Annotated in this window: 18 protein-coding genes and 2 pseudogenes; 11 read left to right on the plus strand and 9 right to left on the minus strand. The window is 49.5% G+C overall.

Translation table 11 applies throughout. The features are described from left to right. Window positions 1–17: 17 nt before the first annotated feature. The 4 genes and pseudogenes from EFER_RS14440 to EFER_RS23825 form a co-directional block, all read right to left on the minus strand. Window positions 18–1580 carry a DUF1266 domain-containing protein gene (locus tag EFER_RS14440; protein WP_000442532.1) on the minus strand — a complete coding sequence of 521 codons (1563 nt, stop codon included), beginning with the start codon at window positions 1578–1580 and terminating at the stop codon, window positions 18–20. A 149-nt stretch (window positions 1581–1729) separates the two neighbouring features. Continuing rightward, window positions 1730–2650 (minus strand): agmatinase, encoded by a 921-nt coding sequence (speB, locus tag EFER_RS14445; RefSeq protein WP_000105566.1) that lies wholly within the window; start codon window positions 2648–2650, stop codon window positions 1730–1732. A gap of 190 nt (window positions 2651–2840) precedes the next feature. Beyond that, the gene (locus EFER_RS14450; RefSeq protein ID WP_024256521.1) at window positions 2841–4091 is read right to left on the minus strand and encodes an enolase C-terminal domain-like protein; all 1251 of its coding nucleotides are present in this window, start codon (window positions 4089–4091) and stop codon (window positions 2841–2843) included. A gap of 18 nt (window positions 4092–4109) precedes the next feature. Then, window positions 4110–4806 (minus strand): annotated as a pseudogene (locus tag EFER_RS23825) (IS1 family transposase). Window positions 4807–5338: 532 nt separating this feature from the next. Between EFER_RS23825 and EFER_RS14470 the strand changes: the two are divergent. Then, window positions 5339–9352 carry an autotransporter outer membrane beta-barrel domain-containing protein gene (locus tag EFER_RS14470; protein WP_001034067.1) on the plus strand — a complete coding sequence of 1338 codons (4014 nt, stop codon included), beginning with the start codon at window positions 5339–5341 and terminating at the stop codon, window positions 9350–9352. A 231-nt stretch (window positions 9353–9583) separates the two neighbouring features. Next, a complete protein-coding gene (locus tag EFER_RS23165; RefSeq protein WP_015953691.1) occupies window positions 9584–9847 on the plus strand; it encodes a TRAP transporter large permease subunit in 264 nt (87 codons plus the stop codon). A 43-nt stretch (window positions 9848–9890) separates the two neighbouring features. On the opposite strand, the gene speA is transcribed toward EFER_RS23165, so the two are convergent. The 4 genes and pseudogenes from speA to EFER_RS24460 all read right to left on the minus strand — a co-directional run bounded on the left by speA (window position 9891) and on the right by EFER_RS24460 (window position 12605). After that, window positions 9891–11867, minus strand: a complete 1977-nt coding sequence (speA, locus tag EFER_RS14475; RefSeq protein WP_015953692.1) for a biosynthetic arginine decarboxylase — start codon at window positions 11865–11867, stop codon at window positions 9891–9893. An 8-nt stretch (window positions 11868–11875) separates the two neighbouring features. Next, window positions 11876–12007: an acid stress response protein YqgB gene (gene yqgB, locus EFER_RS14480; protein WP_000729003.1), complete on the minus strand. Its 132-nt coding sequence runs from the start codon at window positions 12005–12007 to the stop codon at window positions 11876–11878. A 93-nt stretch (window positions 12008–12100) separates the two neighbouring features. Beyond that, on the minus strand, window positions 12101–12244 hold the full coding sequence (locus tag EFER_RS24750) for a hypothetical protein (RefSeq protein WP_269446566.1): 144 nt from the start codon (window positions 12242–12244) through the stop codon (window positions 12101–12103). A gap of 110 nt (window positions 12245–12354) precedes the next feature. Then, window positions 12355–12605 (minus strand): annotated as a pseudogene (locus tag EFER_RS24460) (hypothetical protein). Between the two features lie 55 nt (window positions 12606–12660). Here EFER_RS24460 and metK point away from each other — a divergent pair. The 8 genes from metK to ruvX all read left to right on the plus strand — a co-directional run bounded on the left by metK (window position 12661) and on the right by ruvX (window position 19883). Continuing rightward, window positions 12661–13815, plus strand: a complete 1155-nt coding sequence (gene metK, locus EFER_RS14495; RefSeq protein WP_001062131.1) for a methionine adenosyltransferase — start codon at window positions 12661–12663, stop codon at window positions 13813–13815. Between the two features lie 435 nt (window positions 13816–14250). Continuing rightward, the gene (gene galP / locus EFER_RS14500; protein WP_001352953.1) at window positions 14251–15645 is read left to right on the plus strand and encodes a galactose/proton symporter; all 1395 of its coding nucleotides are present in this window, start codon (window positions 14251–14253) and stop codon (window positions 15643–15645) included. A gap of 76 nt (window positions 15646–15721) precedes the next feature. Beyond that, window positions 15722–16219 carry a SprT family zinc-dependent metalloprotease gene (locus EFER_RS14505; protein WP_015953694.1) on the plus strand — a complete coding sequence of 166 codons (498 nt, stop codon included), beginning with the start codon at window positions 15722–15724 and terminating at the stop codon, window positions 16217–16219. A gap of 94 nt (window positions 16220–16313) precedes the next feature. After that, complete coding sequence (gene endA / locus EFER_RS14510; protein ID WP_000286513.1) at window positions 16314–17021, plus strand: deoxyribonuclease I; 708 nt, start codon at window positions 16314–16316, stop codon at window positions 17019–17021. 79 nt (window positions 17022–17100) lie between these two features. Beyond that, complete coding sequence (gene rsmE, locus EFER_RS14515; RefSeq protein WP_015953695.1) at window positions 17101–17832, plus strand: 16S rRNA (uracil(1498)-N(3))-methyltransferase; 732 nt, start codon at window positions 17101–17103, stop codon at window positions 17830–17832. 12 nt (window positions 17833–17844) lie between these two features. Beyond that, the gene (gene gshB / locus EFER_RS14520; RefSeq protein WP_000593298.1) at window positions 17845–18795 is read left to right on the plus strand and encodes a glutathione synthase; all 951 of its coding nucleotides are present in this window, start codon (window positions 17845–17847) and stop codon (window positions 18793–18795) included. 108 nt (window positions 18796–18903) lie between these two features. Then, window positions 18904–19467, plus strand: a complete 564-nt coding sequence (locus EFER_RS14525) for a YqgE/AlgH family protein (protein WP_002431379.1) — start codon at window positions 18904–18906, stop codon at window positions 19465–19467. Beyond that, window positions 19467–19883 (plus strand): Holliday junction resolvase RuvX, encoded by a 417-nt coding sequence (gene ruvX / locus EFER_RS14530; RefSeq protein WP_000017111.1) that lies wholly within the window; start codon window positions 19467–19469, stop codon window positions 19881–19883. Before EFER_RS14525 ends, ruvX begins: the two co-directional genes overlap by 1 nt. Window positions 19884–19889: 6 nt before the next feature. On the opposite strand, the gene EFER_RS14535 is transcribed toward ruvX, so the two are convergent. Then, entirely contained in the window at window positions 19890–20870 is a 981-nt protein-coding gene (locus EFER_RS14535; RefSeq protein ID WP_015953696.1) for a PilT/PilU family type 4a pilus ATPase, read from the minus strand. A 17-nt stretch (window positions 20871–20887) separates the two neighbouring features. Between EFER_RS14535 and yggS the strand changes: the two genes are divergently transcribed. Beyond that, window positions 20888–21592, plus strand: a complete 705-nt coding sequence (gene yggS, locus EFER_RS14540) for a pyridoxal phosphate homeostasis protein (protein WP_000997798.1) — start codon at window positions 20888–20890, stop codon at window positions 21590–21592. Window position 21593: the final 1 nt, after the last annotated feature.

Genomic DNA, 21593 nt, shown 5'->3' on the forward strand with positions numbered 1-21593 from the left:
CTCAATCATTAGGGGCATCAATTCGCTTCGTAGATTGCTTTATCTGGTGTATCCGGTTGCACCTCTACTACATCGGCAGTGCTTACGCCACAAGCCCAGGCAAAAGCCGTCTCTGTTCCTTCAGGTAATGGAGTATCCCAGGGTAAAGTACGCCACGGACTCCCCTGCTCTTTTAATAAAGATGTAATGGCTTTCTTAAAAAGAATATGGGTAATCAGGTGCCGTTTATCCGTTGCTTTCCAGTACCAACGGGCCAGCAAAAAATGTCCGGCCAATTCGCGCCAGCTTCTGTAATGTTGCTGTACGCGTCTGGCTGCCAGCATCGAAAAATCGACCATTTCACGCTGGGTAATGTATCCCACTTGCGCCCCGCTATTACATAGCATGACAAAGCGCACCATATCCCAGGCACAAAAATCTATGTCGCATATTTTACGTCGATTTTTTCTGACCATCTGTAGCTGCCACAAACGCTCTTTCGCTTCGCTACTTAATTTCGCGTTCTGAGCTAATTGCTGAGCGAACGCGCGATACTCAGCATCCGGCATTTCGCTATCGTTTTTGATCTGTTCTTCATAAACTGAACGGTGCCCTGCTACAAACAAAGCTAAGAGTTGCTCAAGTAACGAATCCCGATCAAAGACGCCCCACATGTCAGCAAGTGACTCAACTTCACTTTTGCAATCATTCTCTGCTTCCACGGAATCATCATTAACGACTCGTCGCGCCCAGTGATTGTTACCCGCAATGGCATAAGGCGCGCCGACTGCCATTGCCCAACGTTCAGCCACGGGAATTTTTTGAATTGAGGGATCTTTACAAGATGCTTTGAAAAGGCGATGTCCGGCGAACACCAGGCCATAACCAATCCACAAAACAGCCACCAAGGCGAGAATAAGTATTATCGCTACCAGATAAAGGGCATATTTGCCTATTGTCAGTAAGACATCCAGCCAGGAAGAGTCTTGCTCCGTAACTGTTTGCTCCACCGATGTCAAAGGGGACTTACTGACCCGCTCAGGCGCGGTCCTCGTCAACACAGGGGAATCCCTATGTTGCTTGAATGAGCGTTTTTTAAGCAAATCTATTTGCTTTTGCACCTCATCAGTAACCCGAGCGTTTTTTTCAAACTCATGTAACGATGCAAAATCAATCGCCGCAATCTTCCATTTACCATCCCCTTGCCGGATTAACTCCATTGGAATATCAATATCAGATTGGTGACCAAAAAAAGCACCAACCTGCGCCTTGTCGCCTTCGATGAAGGTCGCTAAAGGATCGCTATAACTGGGAAAACGTCGTTTACACGTTTTGGGTGACTCTTGCCAGAATTTCAGTACAGGCTCCATTAAAGCAGGCGTAAATACTTGCTGCATTTCCGCAAGGCGATCGTGCGAATCTGTGCTGGTGACAAACTCAGGGCCACATAATGCGCGATAACTCTTTTTGACGACAGAGGAAATAGCTTCTTTGTCTTGTTGCAGCTGTGCGGCAATTTTCTGTTTTTCTGCTCTATCGCAGCCAGTTGATAAAAGAAATAACAAACAAAGAAGGGGCTTCCAGGGAAGAGTGCGTTCCATCTATTTATTCCCTTAAAAACGCAATAATAACAATCCATTAAAAAACAGCAGCCACGGTAAAAATGACTTAATTAACAGGAAAGACTTTAAATGATAAGCCCCTTGTGCCATACAAGGGACTGTGCAAAAAATTCAACCAGGCAGATTACTTACTCGCCCTTTTTCGCCGCCTGAATATACAGCATCTCCAGCGCCAGCGTCGCCGCAGCCAGAGCGGTGATTTCCGACTGATCGTATGCCGGAGCCACTTCCACTACGTCCATCCCAACGATGTTGAGATCTTTCAGGCCGCGTACCAGTTTAATGGCGCGATCGGAGGTCAGACCGCCAATCACCGGTGTACCGGTGCCCGGCGCGAAAGCAGGATCCAGGCAGTCGATATCAAAGGTCAGGTAAACTGGCATATCACCTACAATCTGTTTCACCTGGGCGATAACGTCATCCACGCTGCGATCGTTCACCTGGCAGGCGTCCAGTACGGTAAAGCCGTTGTCTTTATCAAACTCGGTACGAATACCAATCTGTACGGAGTGATTCGGGTCGATCAGACCTTCTTTCGGCGCGGTATAGAACATGGTGCCGTGGTCAAATTCACAACCGTTCGCATAGGTATCGGTGTGGGCGTCAAAGTGTACCAGCGCCATTTTGCCGAAATGCTTCGCATGAGCACGCAGCAGCGGCAGCGTCACAAAGTGGTCACCACCGAAAGAGAGCATACGCTTACCAGCAGCCAGCAGTTTTTCCGCGTGTGCCTGCAGTTTCTCGCTCATCTCACGGGCATCGCCGAAGGCATATACCAGATCACCGCAGTCCACGACGTTCAGACGCTCGCGCATGTCGAAATTCCACGGGAAGCGGTTGTGTTCCCAGGCCAGATTTGTTGAAACCTGACGGATCGCCGCCGGACCGTGGCGTCCACCCGCACGGCCTGACGTCGCCATATCAAACGGTACGCCGGTAATCACCCAGTCGGCGTCACTGTCGTACGGCTGGAAGTTCATCGGCAGGCGTAAAAAACCAAAGGCGTTAGAAACCAGTGAGTTATCGTATTGATGACCTAAGGTGCTCATGGATGGACTCCTATTACAAAGTCGATATAAAAAAAACCCTTCCGCGTCGTTAGGCCCGACGAGGAAGGGTTGGATTTGGTAGAAGCGTATTAAGAAGAATTATCGCTGGTAATTTGCACGAGTTCAAGTAAGTCAGGGTAAAGGTTACAGTTCCCCTTGATGAGAGATAACGTCAAAAATAAATCTACGGCTATGGTCGGGCAGCCGTACCGTCAGGGGTACGCGCTAATGTCCAGCCTGGAATACCGCCATTAATTGGCCATGCTTTTGCTTTATGTTCATCCAGTTCGATACCCAGCCCTGGTTTATCACTCACATAGGCAAATCCGTCCTTAACCTGAACGCAGCCTGTAAATACCTCTTGCAAAGCCTCATTGACTGGCGTGTATTCCTGAATACCAAAATTGCCAGAACTTACTGACAAATGCATATTAGCGGCTACCCCTACCGGAGAAATATCCCCTGGACCATGCCATGCTGTTCGAACACCGAACATCTCGCTCAAAATCGCCAGTTTTCTTGCTGGAGTGATCCCGCCAATTGTACTTACATGGCAGCGAATAAAATCGATCTGTTGATTAATTATTAATGGCTTATATTCATTAACATTCGTGAACAATTCCCCCATTGCAATAGGTGTTGATGATTGCTGACGCATTAACTTCAACCACTCAAGATTTTCTGGGGCTACGGGATCTTCAAGATAAAAAAGTGAGTAAGGTTCGAGTGATTTTGCTAATTGAATTGCGTTGATGGGACTTATACGTTCATGAACGTCATGGATAAATTCAATGCCAAAACCAAACTTATTACGCAAATGATCGAACAAACGAGGAACACTTCTGGCATACGCTTCTGGGTCAAAATAGATGCCTGAAGTTTTATTGGTAGGTGAACGTTTCGGTTGAATATTTTTAGCTCTGGCTAATTTACTGGCAATAAGTTTCAGATCATCGGTTCCAGCCCCACCATACATCCCCATCTGACAACGAACATACTGATACCCTTCTGCGATAGCGCGGTGAATATTATCTTCAACCTCAATCTCATCAGCCCCATCAGTATGGCGGTATAATGGCACGCCATCACGGCATTTCCCCCCCAGTAATTCATAAACAGGGAGTCCGGCGACTTTTCCCTTTAGATCCCATAAAGCCATATCGATCCCTGACAAGGCATTATTCATAATTGGGCCATTACGCCAGTAGCCGCTGACACATGCTGATTGCCAGATATCTTCTATACGAGCAGGATTTTTCCCAATCAAGAAAGGCTTCATATACTCATTTACTGCTTTTTCCACTGCCACTATCCGCTGAGTAAACGTAGCGCATCCGAGCCCATACAAACCTGGCTCATTTGTTTCAATTTTTACAACTGCCAGTTCGATCCCGCCGGGTGCAGTGAGGATCGTTCTGACATCCGTTATTTGGTCACATATTCAATATGTTGATTGTCGTTATTGCACACAGTGCTCTCGCTCAATAAATGTACCGATGATCTTGTCGTGCATTTCTGGAGATTTTGAGTACCCGATTGTCTTACGGTACAGTCGTTTCAACCTGTTGCGAAGGTTCAAGTTTTCATGCTCAATGCGTTGGGTGTAAAGCTTACCCGTAATGTGTTTTTCATTCGGTAACATGTCATAAGCACTCAAATTGTCGGTACACCAGAAGGCCACATTAAACCCTGACAGCTACCCCAGTAACTTGCGAAGCGTTTTCTTGCTTCTGCGACCAAAAGCACGGGCAATAATGCGTTTAAGACGGGGTTCCCATGCGTACCACAGCCAACGTTGCCTCCTTTTATTGCCGACAAATGACCACATTTCATCGACTTCACAGATGAGTTGAATTTGCAGATTACCCAGTGGAAGGGTCGTTACGCTTTTCGGCGAGAGTTTTTTAGTGTGCGCACAACGGCATTAATGCTGATGTGTAATGCGCGCACGGTGTCCCGGATATCGGCGTTATTAATGGCGAGGTCAACAATTTGTGCATTCATGCCCTGCTGACAGGCGCGGTATTCATCATCAAGTTGAAAGCTCCGGCAGCATGCCTGACAGCGATAACGCTGATGTCCGGTGCTTCCCAGTCCATGTTTTTTAACGGGGCTGTTTGCTTACAAAATGGACACTTCACATCAACCTTAGCCATCAGAGTTCCTTTGATAAAATGGGGAGTTTACCTGATGACCACCGAATTGAATACTTGACCCAATTTCTCTTTTATCACTCCATGATTTTATATTTTATTAATTAACGATATTATTTTTACGTAAGCTGAATGGATTCAGTCTTATAAGTATATATATTTATTAATAAGACGATTCTTATATTTGAATACATAATTAGAGTTACCACTTTTACTGGTTGTCTAATAAATGAATCATTTCGGTTTTTGTTTATATTTTGAGTTGATTTGAGTCCATGGATACATATAATTCGCATGTATTCTAGACTGGGGGTGGGGAATGTAATGATAAAGTTAAGAGTGTTAACTTAAAATAATGTTTCAGTAGTAACTTGCTATTTTATTACCCTCTGAACTACATACTCATATATGTAGTTGTCAATGCTATGCAAATTTTTTGAATTTTTATATGCCATGAACAGTAACCGGAATGGCATTTAATGCGTTGCTGTTTATGCAATCTTAGTTTTATTTGGATGTATTGCTGGAGATTGTGATGAATAAAATATATCGGCTAAAGTGGAACAGGTCTCGTAACTGTTGGTGCGTCTGCTCTGAACTGGGGAGCAGAATAAAAGGGAAAAAGTTCCGGGCTGTTTTAATTAGCGCGATAAGTTTATATTCATCTCTGGCATTCGCCGATGATGTCATCGTAAAAAAGGATGAGACTATTGAATTTGGCAAAGAGAACCAGAGTATCGATTACCGTATTAAGGTGACCGATAATGCTAATCTGGTTATCAATGCGACAGACACTTCACGTCCACGTCTGACTCTTGCTTCGGGTGGTGGGTTGGATATCACCGGAGGAAAGGTAACAATCAATGGCCCACTTAACTTTCTGCTGAAAGGTACGGGGTTCCTGAATGTCTCCAATGCTGGCAGCGAGTTATATGCTGATGATTTGTATGAGTCAAACTCAGGTATGAGACACGATCAAGGCTATTTTAATGTCTCCAACGGCGGCAAAATCCATGTTAAGGGCACCAGTCGTCTGACTTATACGCAGGGAAATGTCAGTGGGGAAGGTAGCCAGGTAAATTCCGAAACCTTCTTTATGGGCGTTTACAGCAGTTACGGTGGTAATCAGTACCTGTCAGTTAATAACGGCGGTGAAGTTAATGCCAGTAAGCAAATTAGCCTGGGCTATTATAATCAAAACTCCGATACAACACTTGCCGTTTCAGAAGGCGGTAAAGTATCTGCGCCGACTATTAGTTTAAGCACCAACTCTGAGTTGGCGTTAGGTGCACAGGAAGGAAATGCAGCGAAGGCGGCAGGGATTATTGATGCCGAAAAAATTGAGTTTGTGTGGGCTTCGACATCAGATAAGAAAATCACTTTAAACCACACGGATAAAAACGCGACTATTTCCGCGGATATTGTCAGTGGCAGCGAGGGCCTAGGCTATATCAATGCGCTCAATGGTACAACTTACTTAACCGGTGATAACTCCGCCTTTAGCGGCAAAGTCAAAATTGAGAAAAACGGGGCTTTAGGGATCACCCAAAATATAGGTACAGCAGAAATCACCAACCGCGGGAAATTACACCTGAAGGCTGACGATAGCATGACCTTTGCCAATAAGATTTCCGGCAACGGTACAATAAGTATCGACAGTGGGACGGTGGAGTTGACCGGCAATAACTATGCATTCAGCGGATATATTGATGTCGCTTCCGATGCTGTCGCTGTTATTTCTGAAGACAAGAACATCGGCCGTGCAGAACTGGATGTTGATGGCAAACTGCAAATTAATGCCAATAAAGATTGGGTGTTTGATAACGATCTTGAAGGTAAAGGCGTTGTTGAAATAAACATGGGGAATCACGAATTCTCCTTCGATGAGTTTGCTTATACAGACTGGTTTCAGGGGGCACTGGCATTCCAGAACACGACATTTAACCTGGAAAAAAATGCTGAGTTTCTGCAGAAAGGCGGGATCACTGCGGGTCAGGGAAGCCAGATAACAGTGGGTAAGGGCGCTCATTCCATTAGCACTCTGGGATTCTCGGGCGGAACCATTGATTTTGGTGCCCTGACAGCGGGTGCACAGATGACAGAAGGGACAGTCAACGTTAGTAAAACGCTGGATTTGCGCGGCGAGGGTGTGATTCAGGTTTCTGACAGTGACGTTGTAAGCTCAATATCTCGTGATATTGACTCTGCGTTATCGCTCACTGAAGTTGATGATGGTAACAGCGCCATTAAGCTGGTTGATGCGCAAGGTGCGGAAGTTCTGGGCGACGCGGGCAATCTGCAATTGCAGGATAAAAATGGGCAAATCCTCTCCAGCAGCGCCCAACGTGATATTCAGCAGAATGGGCAAAAAGCGGCCGTCGGCACTTACGACTATCGCCTGACGAGTGGGATAAACAATGACGGTCTGTATATCGGTTACGGCCTGACCCAGCTTGATTTGCAGGCTACCGACAGTGACGCCCTGGTGCTGAGTGCCAACGGTAAGAGCGAGAATGCCGCCGATCTCAGTGCAAAGGTTACCGGCAGTGGTGACCTGGCCTTCAGCAGCCAGAAAGGTCAGACCGTATCGCTTTCTAACAAAGACAACGACTATACCGGTGTTACCGATCTGCGCAGCGGGACGCTTTTGTTGAAGAACGATAACGTGTTGGGTAATACCCATGAACTGCGTCTGGCGGCAGAGACTGAACTGGATATGAATGGTCACAGCCAGACCGTGGGCACGCTCAATGCTAGCGCCAATTCACTGCTGAACTTAAACGACGGCAGTCTGACGGTTACCTATGGGGGCACTTCAACTGGTTCGTTAACGGGGAGTGGAGCGCTGAATATTCAGGGCGGCACACTGGACATCGCGGGCGATAACAGCAACCTGACGGCGAATGTGAACATTGCCAGCTCGGCTAATATCCTGGTTAGCCATGCGCAGGGAATGGGTAACGCAAACATTGAGAACTACGGAACCCTGGCGTTGAATACTCACGGTGAAAAAAGAGCGGCTGCACCAGTGAATTACACCCTGGGTGGCAATCTTACCAACAACGGTACGCTGATGACCGGGATGTCAGGACAGCAAGCTGGCAACGTGTTAGTGGTGAAGGGGAACTACTACGGTAATAGCGGCCAACTGGTAATGAATACGGTACTGAATGGCGATGATTCAGTAACCGATAAATTAGTTGTCGAGGGCGATACTAGCGGCACGACTGCCGTTACGGTGAATAACGCTGGCGGTACAGGTGCTAAAACCCTTAACGGTATCGAACTTATCCATGTAGACGGTAAGTCTGAGGGAGAATTTGTTCAGGCGGGGCGTATCGTTGCGGGGGCGTATGATTACACTCTTGCGCGTGGACAGGGGGCAAATAGCGGTAACTGGTATCTGACCAGCGGCAGTGATTCACCTGAACCGCAGCCGGAACCAGAGCCGATGCCGAATCCGGAACCTAATCCGAATCCGGAACCTAATCCGAATCCGGAACCTAACCCGAACCCGGAGCCGAATCCGACACCTACGCCGGGCCCGGATCTGAATATGGATAATGACCTGCGACCGGAAGCGGGCAGCTACATTGCCAACCTTGCAGCAGCGAATATCATGTTTACAACGCGTCTGCATGAGCGTCTGGGAAATACGGACTATACCGACATGGTGACGGGTGAGCAGAAACAAACCACTATGTGGATGCGCCATGAAGGTGGCCACAATAAATGGCACGATGGTAGCGGTCAGCTGAAAACTCAGGGTAACCGCTATGTTCTGCAACTGGGGGGCGATATCGCACAGTGGAGCCAAAACAACAGTGACCGCTGGCATGTAGGGGTCATGGCGGGATATGGCAACAGCGACAGCAAAACGACCTCCTCGCGCACTGGTTATCGTGCAAAAGCGAGCGTGAACGGATATAGCACCGGTCTTTATGCCACCTGGTATGCCGATGACGAATCGCATAATGGAGCGTATCTCGACAGTTGGGGGCAGTACAGCTGGTTTGACAACACAGTGAAAGGTGATGATTTACAGAGTGAATCTTATAAATCAAAAGGGTTTACCGCGTCACTGGAAGCTGGATACAAACACAAATTAGCTGAATTTAACGGCAGCAAGGGAACGCGTAACGAATGGTATGTTCAGCCGCAAGCCCAGGTTACCTGGATGGGGGTAAAAGCCGAGAAGCACCGCGAAAGCAATGGCACCCTTGTTCATAGCAACGGGGATGGCAACATTCAAACCCGACTTGGCGTAAAAACCTGGCTGAAGAGCCACCATAAAATGGATGATGGTAAATCCCGCGAGTTCCAGCCGTTTGTAGAAATGAACTGGCTGCATAACAGTAAGGATTTCAGCGCCAGCATGGATGGCGTCTCCGTCACTCAGGATGGCGCCCGAAATATTGCTGAGATAAAAACCGGGGTGGAAGGACAGCTAAATGCCAACCTGAATGTCTGGGGGAATGTGGGCGTTCAGGTTGCCGATAGGGGATATAATGACACCTCTGCAATGGTGGGCATTAAGTGGCAATTCTGATCTGAATAATCAGTAAAATGAGAGAGCCGAACGGGAGATAATTCGGCTCTCTGTGTCATTTTCTTGCAGTCAGCTTTATCAGCTAGAGTGAAGACAAGCAGATTTAGCTGGCGCACAAGATTTAATCAAGGTGTGTTCAATGGCTTCGCATGATTTGAGTGTTTTTTTGTAAGAGTTCGGAGAAACGGTTAATTGATCACCGAATTGAATACTTGACCCACAATTTTAGTTATGACACCTGTACTTGTACCTTTGATTAAACAGGCTGGAATAGATCCGGTATATTTCGGTGTTCTTTTTGTAATAAATACGTCCATTGGTTTGATAACACCACCAGTAGGCACAGTATTAAATGTAATTTGTGGTATTGGAAAGATAAGTATGGATGAGCTGGTCAAAGGTATTTTGCCGTTCTTACTCACATGCGTGGTAATCCTTATTTTACTGGTACTCTTCCCGCAATTAGTGCTCTTTCCTTTGGCCCTTATGACCTGAGAAAAGGTTGGGTGTTGTATAAAACACCCAACCATCGCTTTAATTACTCATCTTCAAGATAAGTATAACCGTACAAACCTGCCTCGAACTCTTCCAGGAACTGTTGTTGCAGTTCAGCATCAAGATCGGTTTTCTTCACCTGATCGCGGAACTGGGTTAACAGCGTTTTCGGATCGAGCTGCACATATTGCAGCATATCCGCCACGGTATCACCTTCGTCAGACAGTTCCACTTCTACGCTGCCGTCAGGGAAGACGAAAACATCAACCGCTTCGGTATCACCAAACAGGTTGTGCATGTTGCCGAGGATTTCCTGATACGCGCCGACCATAAAGAAACCGAGCATCGGCGGATTCTCCGGATCGTACTCCGGCATTGGCATTGTCGTGGCAATACCATCACCATCGATATAGTGATCGATAGCACCGTCAGAGTCACAGGTAATATCCAGTAGCACGGCGCGGCGCTCCGGAACTTGATTCAGCCCTTCCAGCGGCAGAACCGGGAACAACTGGTCGATCCCCCATGCGTCCGGCATCGACTGGAACAGCGAGAAGTTGACGTACATTTTGTCCGCCATACGTTCCTGCAATTCGTCGATAATCGGGCGATGCGCGCGGTTTTGCGGATCCAGCTGCTTTTGCACTTCATGGCACATGCTCAAATAAAGCTGCTCAGCCCATGCGCGTTCTTGCAGGCTAAAGGTGCCGGAAGAGTAGCCGATATGAATGTCGTGCAGATCCATCTGGCTGTCGTGTAACCATTCACGCAGAGAACGGCGAGTTCCCGGTTCGTGCATCTCCTGCCAGGTTTCCCACATACTTTGCAATGCGCGCGGCGCGTCTTCTGCAGGCGCGGTCGGCACCGTGTATTCGTTACGTTCCACACCGATGATATTAGACACCAGCACGGTGTGATGCGCAGTCACCGCACGACCCGATTCGGTGATTACCGTCGGATGCGGCAGACCATTTTCTTCACACGCATCACCAATCGCCCAGATGATGTTGTTGGCGTATTCATTGAGGCCGTAGTTCACTGAACAGTCGGACTGCGAACGAGTACCTTCATAGTCCACACCCAGACCGCCGCCGACATCAAAGCACTGAATATTGACGCCCAGCTTGTGCAGCTCAACATAGAAACGCGCGGATTCACGAACGCCCGTGGCGATATCGCGAATATTCGCCATCTGCGAACCAAGGTGGAAGTGCAACAATTGCAGGCTGTCGAGACGCCCGGCTTCACGCAGGGTTTCAACCAGTTGCAGTACCTGAGTCGCCGCCAGGCCGAACTTCGATTTTTCCCCGCCAGAAGACTGCCATTTGCCAGAACCTTGAGACGCCAGACGCGCGCGCACGCCCAGACGAGGAACGACATTCAGACGTTCTGCTTCATCCAGCACAATGGCAATTTCTGACATCTTCTCAATGACCAGATAGACCTTATGGCCCATCTTCTCGCCAATTAATGCCAGGCGGATATATTCGCGGTCTTTATAACCGTTGCAGACGATGACGCTACGGGTCATGCCAGCATGCGCCAGTACCGCCATCAACTCAGCTTTGGAACCGGCTTCCAGGCCCAGTGGTTCGCCCGAATGAATCAGGGACTCAATCACGCGGCGGTGCTGGTTAACTTTGATCGGATAAACGAGGAAGTAATCGCCGTTATAGCCGTAGGATTCCCGCGCACGTTTGAACGCGGCGTTAATGGAACGCAAACGGTGTTGCAGGATCTGTGGGAAACAGAACAGTGCAGGCAGACGCTGACCCTGTGCTTCACGAGTTTTCACTAACTGCGCGAGATCGACGCGAGCTTCCGGGACGTCCGGGTCCGGGCACACGCTAATGTGGCCCAGCTCGTTAACGTCATAGTAGTTATTGCCCCACCAGGCAATATTGTAAGTACGCAGCATCTTGCTGGCTTCCTGGGAGCTCATTGCAACCTCCTGCATGGAGCGTAGTACACCGTGTTCGCCCGCTGACGAAGGCAAACTTATAGACATGTCGTCAGACATAGCGAACCTCAAATTATTTTATTAAGTGTAAAACAGTTAACCACTATCGCAGCCTGAAACTGCGATAACAACCCATAAGCATACGGATTTTCCAGCAGCGTATGCTGGTGTTCCGACTGCGCAATCGGTTTCTTTTTCATAATGATTTAAAGCACTTAACCGAACTGAGAATGACAGATTCGGCGAAACCACGAGAAAACTCTTGTTTTTACAAGAGCGCCCTTGTTCAGCTCTTAGTTACCGTTACCGGCCCTGGAGTCCTGAGAAGCGCCGAGATGGGTATAACATCGGCAGGTATGCAAAGCAGAGATGCAGAGTGCGGGGAACATATCTACACCAGAATGGTGCGGCAGATTAAGCAAAAAACAACGGTTCATTATCTCGTATCACCTCCACGGCCGCCCCGAAAGACGAACCCACAAGCCAAAACACCTATTTCAACCCGGCTGGAAGTGGCGACACGATGACTTCGTCGTGTGCTTTTTATTTAAGCCGCGCGCCGCGTTTTATACCGTCATGATAAGAAAAATGCAAAACATAAATGCCCACTTTGTCAGCGGCAACAAGAAATATTTTCAGCCACGTTTTTAGCGGAATGAGACCCGATTCAAAAAAAACTGGAAATTGGGTGAAGAAGTAACCTAAAATAGCCATCCAGATGTTAATCCATCCATACCGATTAACACTCAGACTGCCAGTGTTTTTAACCTGCAGAGTCGTGGTAGGATCCGCTACCACAGAAAATCCACACAACAGTTTGAGCTAACCAAATTCTCTTTAGGTGATATTAAATATGGCAAAACACCTTTTTACGTCCGAGTCCGTCTCTGAAGGGCATCCTGACAAAATTGCTGACCAAATCTCTGATGCCGTTTTAGACGCGATCCTCGAACAGGATCCGAAAGCACGCGTTGCTTGCGAAACCTACGTAAAAACCGGCATGGTTTTAGTTGGCGGTGAAATCACCACCAGCGCCTGGGTAGACATCGAAGAGATCACCCGTAACACCGTTCGCGAAATTGGCTATGTACATTCCGACATGGGCTTTGACGCTAACTCCTGTGCGGTTCTGAGCGCTATCGGCAAACAGTCTCCTGATATCAACCAGGGCGTTGACCGTGCCGATCCGCTGGAACAGGGCGCGGGCGACCAGGGTCTGATGTTTGGCTACGCAACCAATGAAACCGACGTGCTGATGCCAGCACCTATCACCTATGCACACCGTCTGGTTCAGCGTCAGGCTGAAGTACGTAAAAACGGCACTCTGCCGTGGCTGCGCCCGGACGCGAAAAGCCAGGTGACTTTCCAGTATGACGACGGCAAAATCGTTGGTATCGATGCTGTCGTGCTTTCCACTCAGCACTCTGAAGAGATCGACCAGAAATCGCTGCAAGAAGCGGTGATGGAAGAGATCATCAAGCCGATTCTGCCCGCAGAATGGCTGACTTCCGCAACCAAGTTCTTCATCAACCCGACCGGACGTTTTGTTATTGGCGGCCCGATGGGTGACTGCGGTCTGACTGGTCGTAAAATTATCGTTGATACCTACGGCGGCATGGCACGTCACGGTGGCGGTGCGTTCTCTGGTAAAGATCCATCAAAAGTGGACCGTTCTGCAGCGTACGCAGCACGTTATGTCGCGAAAAACATCGTTGCGGCTGGCCTGGCCGATCGTTGTGAAATTCAGGTTTCCTACGCAATCGGCGTGGCTGAACCGACCTCCATCATGGTGGAAACTTTCGGTACCGAGAAAGTGCCTTCTGAACAACTGACTCTGTTGGTACGTGAGTTCTTCGACCTGCGCCCATACGGTCTGATTCAGATGCTGGATCTGCTGCACCCGATCTACAAAGAAACCGCAGCATACGGTCACTTTGGTCGCGAACATTTCCCGTGGGAAAAAACCGACAAAGCGCAGCTGCTGCGTGAAGCTGCTGGACTGAAATAATCCTCCAGCGCCTTCGTCTTCAAGGCCAGCCTCGCGCTGGCCTTTTTCTTTTTGTAAGCCCCAAAATGCTTCCTCATCCATCCGGCAAGAAGACGCTTGCGTGATGACAATAAACTGCCGCTAAGTGCTTTGCATCAAAATCACCACTTTTGATGGAACCGATTACACCTTCTATTCAACTCAACTATTGATAATATTTTCATAATATTATTAAGTTTTCACAAACGTTACATTTATTTTCAGTAAAGTCTTAAGTAAAGACAATTTGCTTTGTTCTATGATGATATAAATCGATAATTTTCATTAAGTTAAATAATAAACATAATGAATGTTAGTGTAAGCGATTACACTAACGTGATGTGCTTCGCATCTTTTTACGCACTACTCACTTATCCTTTACATCAACAAAATAAATAACCCATATTGGAGGGCATCATGCCTGACGCTAAAAAACAGGGGCGGTCAAACAAGGCAATGACGTTTTTCGTCTGCTTCCTTGCCGCTCTGGCGGGATTACTCTTTGGCCTGGATATCGGTGTAATTGCTGGCGCACTGCCGTTTATTGCTGATGAATTCCAGATTACTTCGCACACACAAGAATGGGTCGTAAGCTCCATGATGTTCGGTGCGGCAGTCGGTGCGGTGGGTAGCGGCTGGCTCTCCTTTAAACTCGGGCGCAAAAAGAGCCTGATGATCGGCGCAATTCTGTTTGTTGCCGGTTCACTGTTCTCTGCGGCTGCGCCAAACGTTGAAGTACTGATTCTTTCCCGCGTTCTGCTGGGGCTGGCGGTGGGTGTGGCCTCTTATACCGCGCCGCTGTACCTCTCTGAAATTGCCCCGGAAAAAATTCGCGGCAGTATGATCTCGATGTATCAGTTGATGATCACTATCGGGATCCTCGGTGCTTATCTTTCTGATACCGCCTTCAGCTACACTGGTGCATGGCGCTGGATGCTGGGTGTGATTATCATCCCGGCAATTTTGCTGCTGATTGGTGTCTTCTTCCTGCCAGACAGCCCACGTTGGTTTGCCGCCAAACGCCGTTTTGTTGATGCCGAGCGCGTGCTGCTGCGCCTGCGCGACACCAGTGCGGAAGCGAAACGTGAACTGGATGAAATCCGTGAAAGTTTGCAGGTTAAACAGAGTGGCTGGGCACTGTTTAAAGAGAACAGCAACTTCCGCCGCGCGGTGTTCCTTGGCGTACTGTTGCAGGTAATGCAGCAATTCACCGGGATGAACGTCATCATGTATTACGCGCCGAAAATCTTCGAACTGGCGGGTTATACCAACACCACCGAGCAAATGTGGGGGACAGTGATCGTCGGTCTCACCAACGTACTCGCCACCTTTATCGCAATCGGCCTTGTTGACCGCTGGGGACGTAAACCAACGCTAACGCTGGGCTTCCTGGTGATGGCTGCTGGCATGGGCATACTCGGTACAATGATGCATATCGGTATCCACTCTCCGTCAGCGCAGTATTTCGCCATCGCCATGCTGTTGATGTTTATTGTCGGCTTTGCCATGAGTGCCGGTCCGCTGATTTGGGTACTGTGCTCCGAAATTCAGCCGCTGAAAGGCCGCGATTTTGGCATCACCTGCTCCACCGCCACCAACTGGATTGCCAACATGATCGTTGGCGCAACGTTCCTGACCATGCTCAACACGCTGGGTAACGCCAACACCTTCTGGGTGTATGCGGCTCTGAACGTACTGTTTATCCTGCTGACATTGTGGCTGGTACCGGAAACCAAACACGTTTCGCTGGAACATATTGAACGTAATCTGATGAAAGGTCGTAAACTGCGCGAAATCGGCGCTCACGATTAATCTCCTCAGGCTTCCTCCCGTCGCGGAGGAAGCCACCTCTTGCAGTCATCTTTTCTTCGCTCTATCCTCTGCCGCTATGAAAACATCCCGTCTCCCTATTGCCATCCAACAGGCCGTTATGCGTCGCCTGTGGGAAAAGCTCGCCCAGGCCAACCTGAAGCTAGGGCGTAACTACCCGGAGCCAAAACTCTCTTACACCCAGCGCGGAACCTCCGCCGGAACAGCCTGGCTTGAAAGCTATGAAATTCGCCTCAATCCCGTTTTGCTGTTGGAAAACAGCGAAGCCTTTATTGAAGAAGTGGTGCCACACGAACTGGCACATTTGCTGGTATGGAAACATTTTGGCCGCGTAGCGCCACATGGCAAAGAGTGGAAATGGATGATGGAAAGCGTGCTGGGCGTTCCCGCTCGTCGTACGCATCAGTTTGAACTGCAATCCGTGCGTCGCAACACCTTCCCCTACCGCTGCAAGTGCCAGGAACATCAGCTTACCGTACGCCGTCATAATCGCGTAGTTCGTGGCGAGGCCGTCTATCGCTGTGTTCACTGCGGCGAACAGCTGACTGCAAAATAACCACCTGAACTATCAGGAACTTTCCTGATCTGGCTGATTGCATACCAAAACAACTTTCGCTACGTTGCTGGCTCGTTTTAACACGGAGTGAGTGATGTACCGTTATTTGTCTATTGCTGCGGTGGTACTGAGCGCAGCATTTTCCGGCCCGACGTTGGCCGAAGGTATCAATAGTTTTTCTCAGGCGAAAGCCGCGGCGGTAAAAATCCACGCTGACGCGCCGGGTACGTTTTACTGCGGATGTAAAATTGACTGGCAGGGCAAAAAAGGCGTTGTCGATCTGCAATCGTGCGGCTATCAGGTGCGCAAAAATGAAAACCGCGCCAGCCGCGTAGAGTGGGAACACGTTGTTCCCGCCTGGCAGTTCGGTCACCAGCGCCAGTGCTGGCAGGACGGTGGACGTAAAAACTGTGCCAAAGATCCGGTCTATCGCAAGATGGAAAGCGATATGCATAACCTGCAACCGTCAGTCGGCGAGGTGAATGGCGATCGCGGCAACTTTATGTACAGCCAGTGGAATGGCGGCGAAGGCCAGTACGGTCAATGCGCTATGAAGGTCGATTTCAAAGAAAAAGCCGCCGAGCCACCAGCACGTGCACGCGGTGCCATTGCGCGCACCTACTTCTATATGCGTGACCAATACAACCTGACACTCTCTCGCCAGCAAACGCAGCTGTTCAACGCATGGGACAAGATGTATCCGGTTACCGACTGGGAGTGCGAGCGCGATGAACGCATCGCGAAAGTGCAGGGCAATCATAACCCGTATGTGCAACGCGCTTGCCAGGCGCGAAAGAGCTAACCTACACTAGCGGGATTCTTTTTGTTAACCCCTACCCCACGCGTACAACCGCGTGGGGAGACGACGCGGATTTTTAACTATGCGTATCCCCCGCATTTATCATCCTGACCCACTGACCAGCCATTCTCACATCGCGCTTTGCGAAGATGCCGCCAACCATATCGGGCGCGTACTGCGCATGGGGCCAGGACAGGCGTTGCAATTGTTTGACGGTAGCAACCAGGTCTTTGACGCCGAAATTACCAGCGCCAGCAAAAAAAGCGTGGAAGTGAAAGTGCTGGAAGGCCAGATCGACGATCGCGAATCTCCGCTACATATTCACCTCGGTCAGGTGATGTCGCGTGGTGAAAAAATGGAATTTACTATCCAGAAATCGATCGAACTCGGTGTAAGCCTCATTACGCCACTTTTTTCTGAGCGCTGCGGCGTTAAACTGGATAGTGAACGTCTGAACAAGAAGCTCCAGCAGTGGCAGAAGATTGCAATTGCTGCCTGTGAGCAGTGTGGTCGTAACCGGGTGCCGGAAATCCGTCCAGCGATGGATCTGGAAGCCTGGTGTGCAGAGCAGGATGAAGGACTGAAACTGAATCTTCACCCGCGCGCCAGTAACAGCATTAATACGTTGCCGTTACCGGTTGAACGCGTCCGCCTGCTGATTGGCCCGGAAGGCGGTTTATCGGCAGATGAAATTGCCATGACTGCCCGCTATCAATTTACTGATATCCTGTTGGGACCTCGCGTTTTGCGTACTGAGACAACTGCGCTCACCGCCATTACCGCGCTACAAGTGCGTTTTGGCGATTTGGGCTAACGGAGAAGAATAATGATCAAGCTCGGCATCGTGATGGACCCCATCGCAAGCATCAACATCAAGAAAGATTCCAGTTTCGCTATGTTGCTGGAAGCACAGCGTCGTGGTTATGAACTTCACTATATGGAGATGGCTGATCTCTACTTGATCAACGGTGAAGCACGTGCTCGTACGCGCACTTTGAGCGTCGAACAAAACTACGACAAATGGTACGAGTTTACGGGTGAGCAGGATCTACCGCTGGCCGATCTCGATGTGATTCTAATGCGTAAAGATCCGCCATTTGATACCGAGTTTATCTACGCGACCTATATTCTTGAGCGTGCCGAAGAGAAAGGGACGCTGATCGTAAACAAACCGCAGAGCCTGCGCGATTGTAACGAAAAACTGTTTACCGCCTGGTTCTCTGACTTAACACCAGAAACGCTGGTCACGCGCAATAAAGCGCAGCTGAAAGCGTTCTGGCAGAAACACAGCGATATCATTCTTAAGCCGCTGGACGGTATGGGCGGCGCGTCGATTTTCCGCGTGAAAGAAGGCGATCCAAACCTCGGCGTCATTGCCGAAACGCTGACCGAACACGGCACCCGCTACTGCATGGCACAAAATTACCTGCCAGCTATTAAAGATGGCGACAAGCGTGTGCTGGTGGTGGATGGCGAACCTGTACCATACTGCCTGGCACGTATTCCACAAGGCGGCGAAACCCGTGGTAACCTGGCTGCCGGTGGTCGCGGGGAACCACGTCCGCTGACGGAAAGCGACTGGGAAATTGCCCGCCGTGTTGGCCCTACGCTAAAAGCCAAAGGGCTAATCTTTGTGGGTCTGGATATCATTGGTGATCGACTGACCGAAATTAATGTCACCAGCCCAACTTGCGTTCGTGAGATCGAGGCGGAATTTCCGGTATCGATCACCGGAATGTTAATGGATGCCATCGAAGCACGTTTGCAGAAATCTTAAATAACCTCCGCGGGACGGAGCCCATAAAGACTAAGAGTGACAGCGCCCATCTTTCCCCGCATACTGGGCGCTGTTGCTTTTTTGAACCAGGAAACAGAACCTCTGACAATGAATTTACAGCATCACTTTCTTATTGCCATGCCTGCTCTCCAGGATCCGCTTTTCCGCCGCTCAGTAGTCTACATTTGCGAGCATAATCCCGATGGCGCAATGGGGCTGATCATTAATAAGCCGCTGGAAAATCTGCAGATCGAAGGAATTCTGGAAAAGTTAAAAATTACGCCAGAACCGCGCGATCCTGCCATTCGTCTGGATAAGCCCGTTATGCTTGGTGGCCCGCTGGCAGAAGATCGTGGGTTTATTTTGCATACCCCGCCGTCACGCTTTGCCTCCAGCATCCGTATTTCTGATAACACTGTGGTGACCACTTCCCGCGATGTTCTGGAAACGATAGGCACTCCTAAGCAGCCAGCCGATGTTCTGGTCGCGCTGGGTTACGCCTCCTGGGAGAAAGGCCAACTTGAACAAGAAATTCTCGATAACGCATGGCTAACCGCCCCTGCAGATCTGAATATTTTGTTCAAAACGCCGATAGCTGACCGCTGGCGCGATGCAGCAAAACTGATTGGTGTTGATATTCTCACCATGCCTGGCGTTGCGGGGCATGCCTGATGAGTGGAACCTTACTCGCCTTCGACTTCGGCACCAAAAGCATTGGCGTAGCGGTCGGCCAACGCATTACCGGCACCGCTCGCCCTTTGCCTGCAATTAAAGCACAGGACGGTACGCCGGACTGGAACCTTATCGAACGTTTACTGAAAGAGTGGCAGCCTGACGAAATTATCGTCGGTTTGCCGCTGAATATGGACGGCACCGAACAGCCGTTAACCGCCAGAGCGCGTAAATTTGCCAATCGTATTCATGGTCGTTTCGGTGTTGAAGTAAAGCTCCATGATGAACGGCTTAGCACCGTGGAAGCACGATCCGGTCTGTTTGAACAGGGCGGCTATCGGGCGCTAAATAAAGGCAAAGTTGACTCTGCCTCTGCGGTTATCATTCTCGAAAGTTATTTCGAGCAGGGATATTAAGGCGATTTACAAACGTCCTTCCCCCACCCGCAGCTGATAACTCTGCTGAAACGTTATCATCCCCACCTGCTGCCCGGTTTGAATAACATGCGGTAACTGGTGGGTTTTCCCTTCTCGAATCAAATTCCCCACCGCAGGTGTGTTAATCAGCAATTCAAACAGCGCCACGCGTCCTTCCTGTTTATCCACTTCCAGCTTTTGTGACAACACTGCCCGTAAACTACCTGCCAGTTGATTACGTACGGGATCTTTTTCCTGCGCAGGAAATGAATCCACCAGTCGCTCAACTGCCTGCGCGGCACCGCGTGTATGTAAGGTCGCCAGCACCAGATGTCCGGTTTCTGCCGCCGTCAGCGCCAGACGGATTGTCTCGCTGTCACGCAGCTCTCCGAGCAATATCACATCGGGATCTTCCCGCAATGCGGCACGCAATCCCGATGCGAACGTCATACAGTGCAAACCAATCTCCCGCTGCTGGATCAAACACCGCTGGCTGGCATAGAAATATTCCACAGGATCTTCCAGCGTCAGAATATGCGCATCGGCATGTTGATTGAGATAACCAACCATCGCTGCCAGCGTGGTAGATTTTCCACTTCCCGTCGCCCCCGTCACCAGAATCAGGCCATTCTCGCTCTTGAGTAATTCCGGCAATATCGGTGGTGCGCCAAGCTGTTCGAGCTGCGGGCAGTACGAAGGTAACAACCGTAACGCCAGAGAAATACCTTGCCGTTGCGCGAACGCACTGCCGCGCAATCGCTGGTTTTCCGCCAGCGACACAGCAAAATCTAACTGACCGTTCTCCAGCAATATTGCCCGCTGATCGTCATCCAGCCACTCCCGCAATAGCTCTTCCACGTCCGGCGCATCAAACGGCGCAGCTTCCATTCTCCCGCGAATACGCCATCGTGCGGGCCAGGCGCTGCACAGGTGTAGATCCGAGACGTTATGCTTTACACTAAGGGCCACAATTTCTTCCATATTCATACTAAGATCCTCGGAAAATGAACGATATTGCGCATAACCTGGCACAGGTCCGGGACAAAATCTCAGCGGCTGCAACGCGTTGCGGTCGTTCTCCAGAAGAAATTACGCTGCTTGCAGTCAGTAAAACAAAACCTGCGAGCGCCATCGCAGAAGCCATTGATGCCGGGCAGCGTCAATTTGGTGAAAACTATGTTCAGGAAGGGGTAGATAAAATTCGCCACTTTCAGGAACTGGGCGTAACAGGATTAGAATGGCATTTTATTGGCCCGTTGCAGTCTAATAAAAGCCGCCTGGTGGCAGAACATTTCGACTGGTGTCATACCATCGACCGTTTGCGCATCGCCACCCGCCTGAACGACCAGCGCCCGGCAGAACTCTCCCCTCTTAACGTACTGATTCAAATTAATATTAGTGATGAAAACAGTAAGTCCGGGATTCAACTGGCTGAACTGGACGAGCTGGCAGCTGCGGTCGCTGAACTACCGCGTTTACGTCTACGCGGGCTGATGGCGATCCCTGCGCCTGAGTCAGAATATGTAAGGCAGTTTGAAGTTGCACGCCAAATGGCTGTAGCATTTGCCGGACTGAAAACGCGCTACCCGCATATCGACACGCTCTCACTGGGAATGTCGGACGATATGGAAGCCGCCATTGCGGCAGGTAGCACGATGGTTCGTATCGGCACTGCAATTTTTGGTGCGCGTGATTACTCTAAAAAATAAG

Source organism: Escherichia fergusonii ATCC 35469 (genome assembly GCF_000026225.1).
In the GTDB taxonomy this organism is placed as follows: Bacteria; Pseudomonadota; Gammaproteobacteria; order Enterobacterales; family Enterobacteriaceae; genus Escherichia; species Escherichia fergusonii.

Bases quoted from the DNA above. Each gene is read 5' to 3' on its own strand.
- rsmE (WP_015953695.1), top strand. From the start codon at position 17,101: ATGCGTATCCCCCGCATTTATCATCCTGACCCACTGACCAGCCATTCT.
- yqgB (WP_000729003.1), bottom strand. From the start codon at position 12,007: ATGAAAAAGAAACCGATTGCGCAGTCGGAACACCAGCATACGCTGCTG.
- ruvX (WP_000017111.1), top strand. From the start codon at position 19,467: ATGAGTGGAACCTTACTCGCCTTCGACTTCGGCACCAAAAGCATTGGC.
- EFER_RS14470 (WP_001034067.1), top strand. From the start codon at position 5,339: ATGAATAAAATATATCGGCTAAAGTGGAACAGGTCTCGTAACTGTTGG.
- speB (WP_000105566.1), bottom strand. From the start codon at position 2,650: ATGAGCACCTTAGGTCATCAATACGATAACTCACTGGTTTCTAACGCC.
- endA (WP_000286513.1), top strand. From the start codon at position 16,314: ATGTACCGTTATTTGTCTATTGCTGCGGTGGTACTGAGCGCAGCATTT.
- EFER_RS14535 (WP_015953696.1), bottom strand. From the start codon at position 20,870: ATGAATATGGAAGAAATTGTGGCCCTTAGTGTAAAGCATAACGTCTCG.
- EFER_RS23165 (WP_015953691.1), top strand. From the start codon at position 9,584: ATGACACCTGTACTTGTACCTTTGATTAAACAGGCTGGAATAGATCCG.
- metK (WP_001062131.1), top strand. From the start codon at position 12,661: ATGGCAAAACACCTTTTTACGTCCGAGTCCGTCTCTGAAGGGCATCCT.
- gshB (WP_000593298.1), top strand. From the start codon at position 17,845: ATGATCAAGCTCGGCATCGTGATGGACCCCATCGCAAGCATCAACATC.
- speA (WP_015953692.1), bottom strand. From the start codon at position 11,867: ATGTCTGACGACATGTCTATAAGTTTGCCTTCGTCAGCGGGCGAACAC.
- EFER_RS14440 (WP_000442532.1), bottom strand. From the start codon at position 1,580: ATGGAACGCACTCTTCCCTGGAAGCCCCTTCTTTGTTTGTTATTTCTT.
- galP (WP_001352953.1), top strand. From the start codon at position 14,251: ATGCCTGACGCTAAAAAACAGGGGCGGTCAAACAAGGCAATGACGTTT.
- EFER_RS24750 (WP_269446566.1), bottom strand. From the start codon at position 12,244: ATGAACCGTTGTTTTTTGCTTAATCTGCCGCACCATTCTGGTGTAGAT.
- yggS (WP_000997798.1), top strand. From the start codon at position 20,888: ATGAACGATATTGCGCATAACCTGGCACAGGTCCGGGACAAAATCTCA.
- EFER_RS14505 (WP_015953694.1), top strand. From the start codon at position 15,722: ATGAAAACATCCCGTCTCCCTATTGCCATCCAACAGGCCGTTATGCGT.
- EFER_RS14525 (WP_002431379.1), top strand. From the start codon at position 18,904: ATGAATTTACAGCATCACTTTCTTATTGCCATGCCTGCTCTCCAGGAT.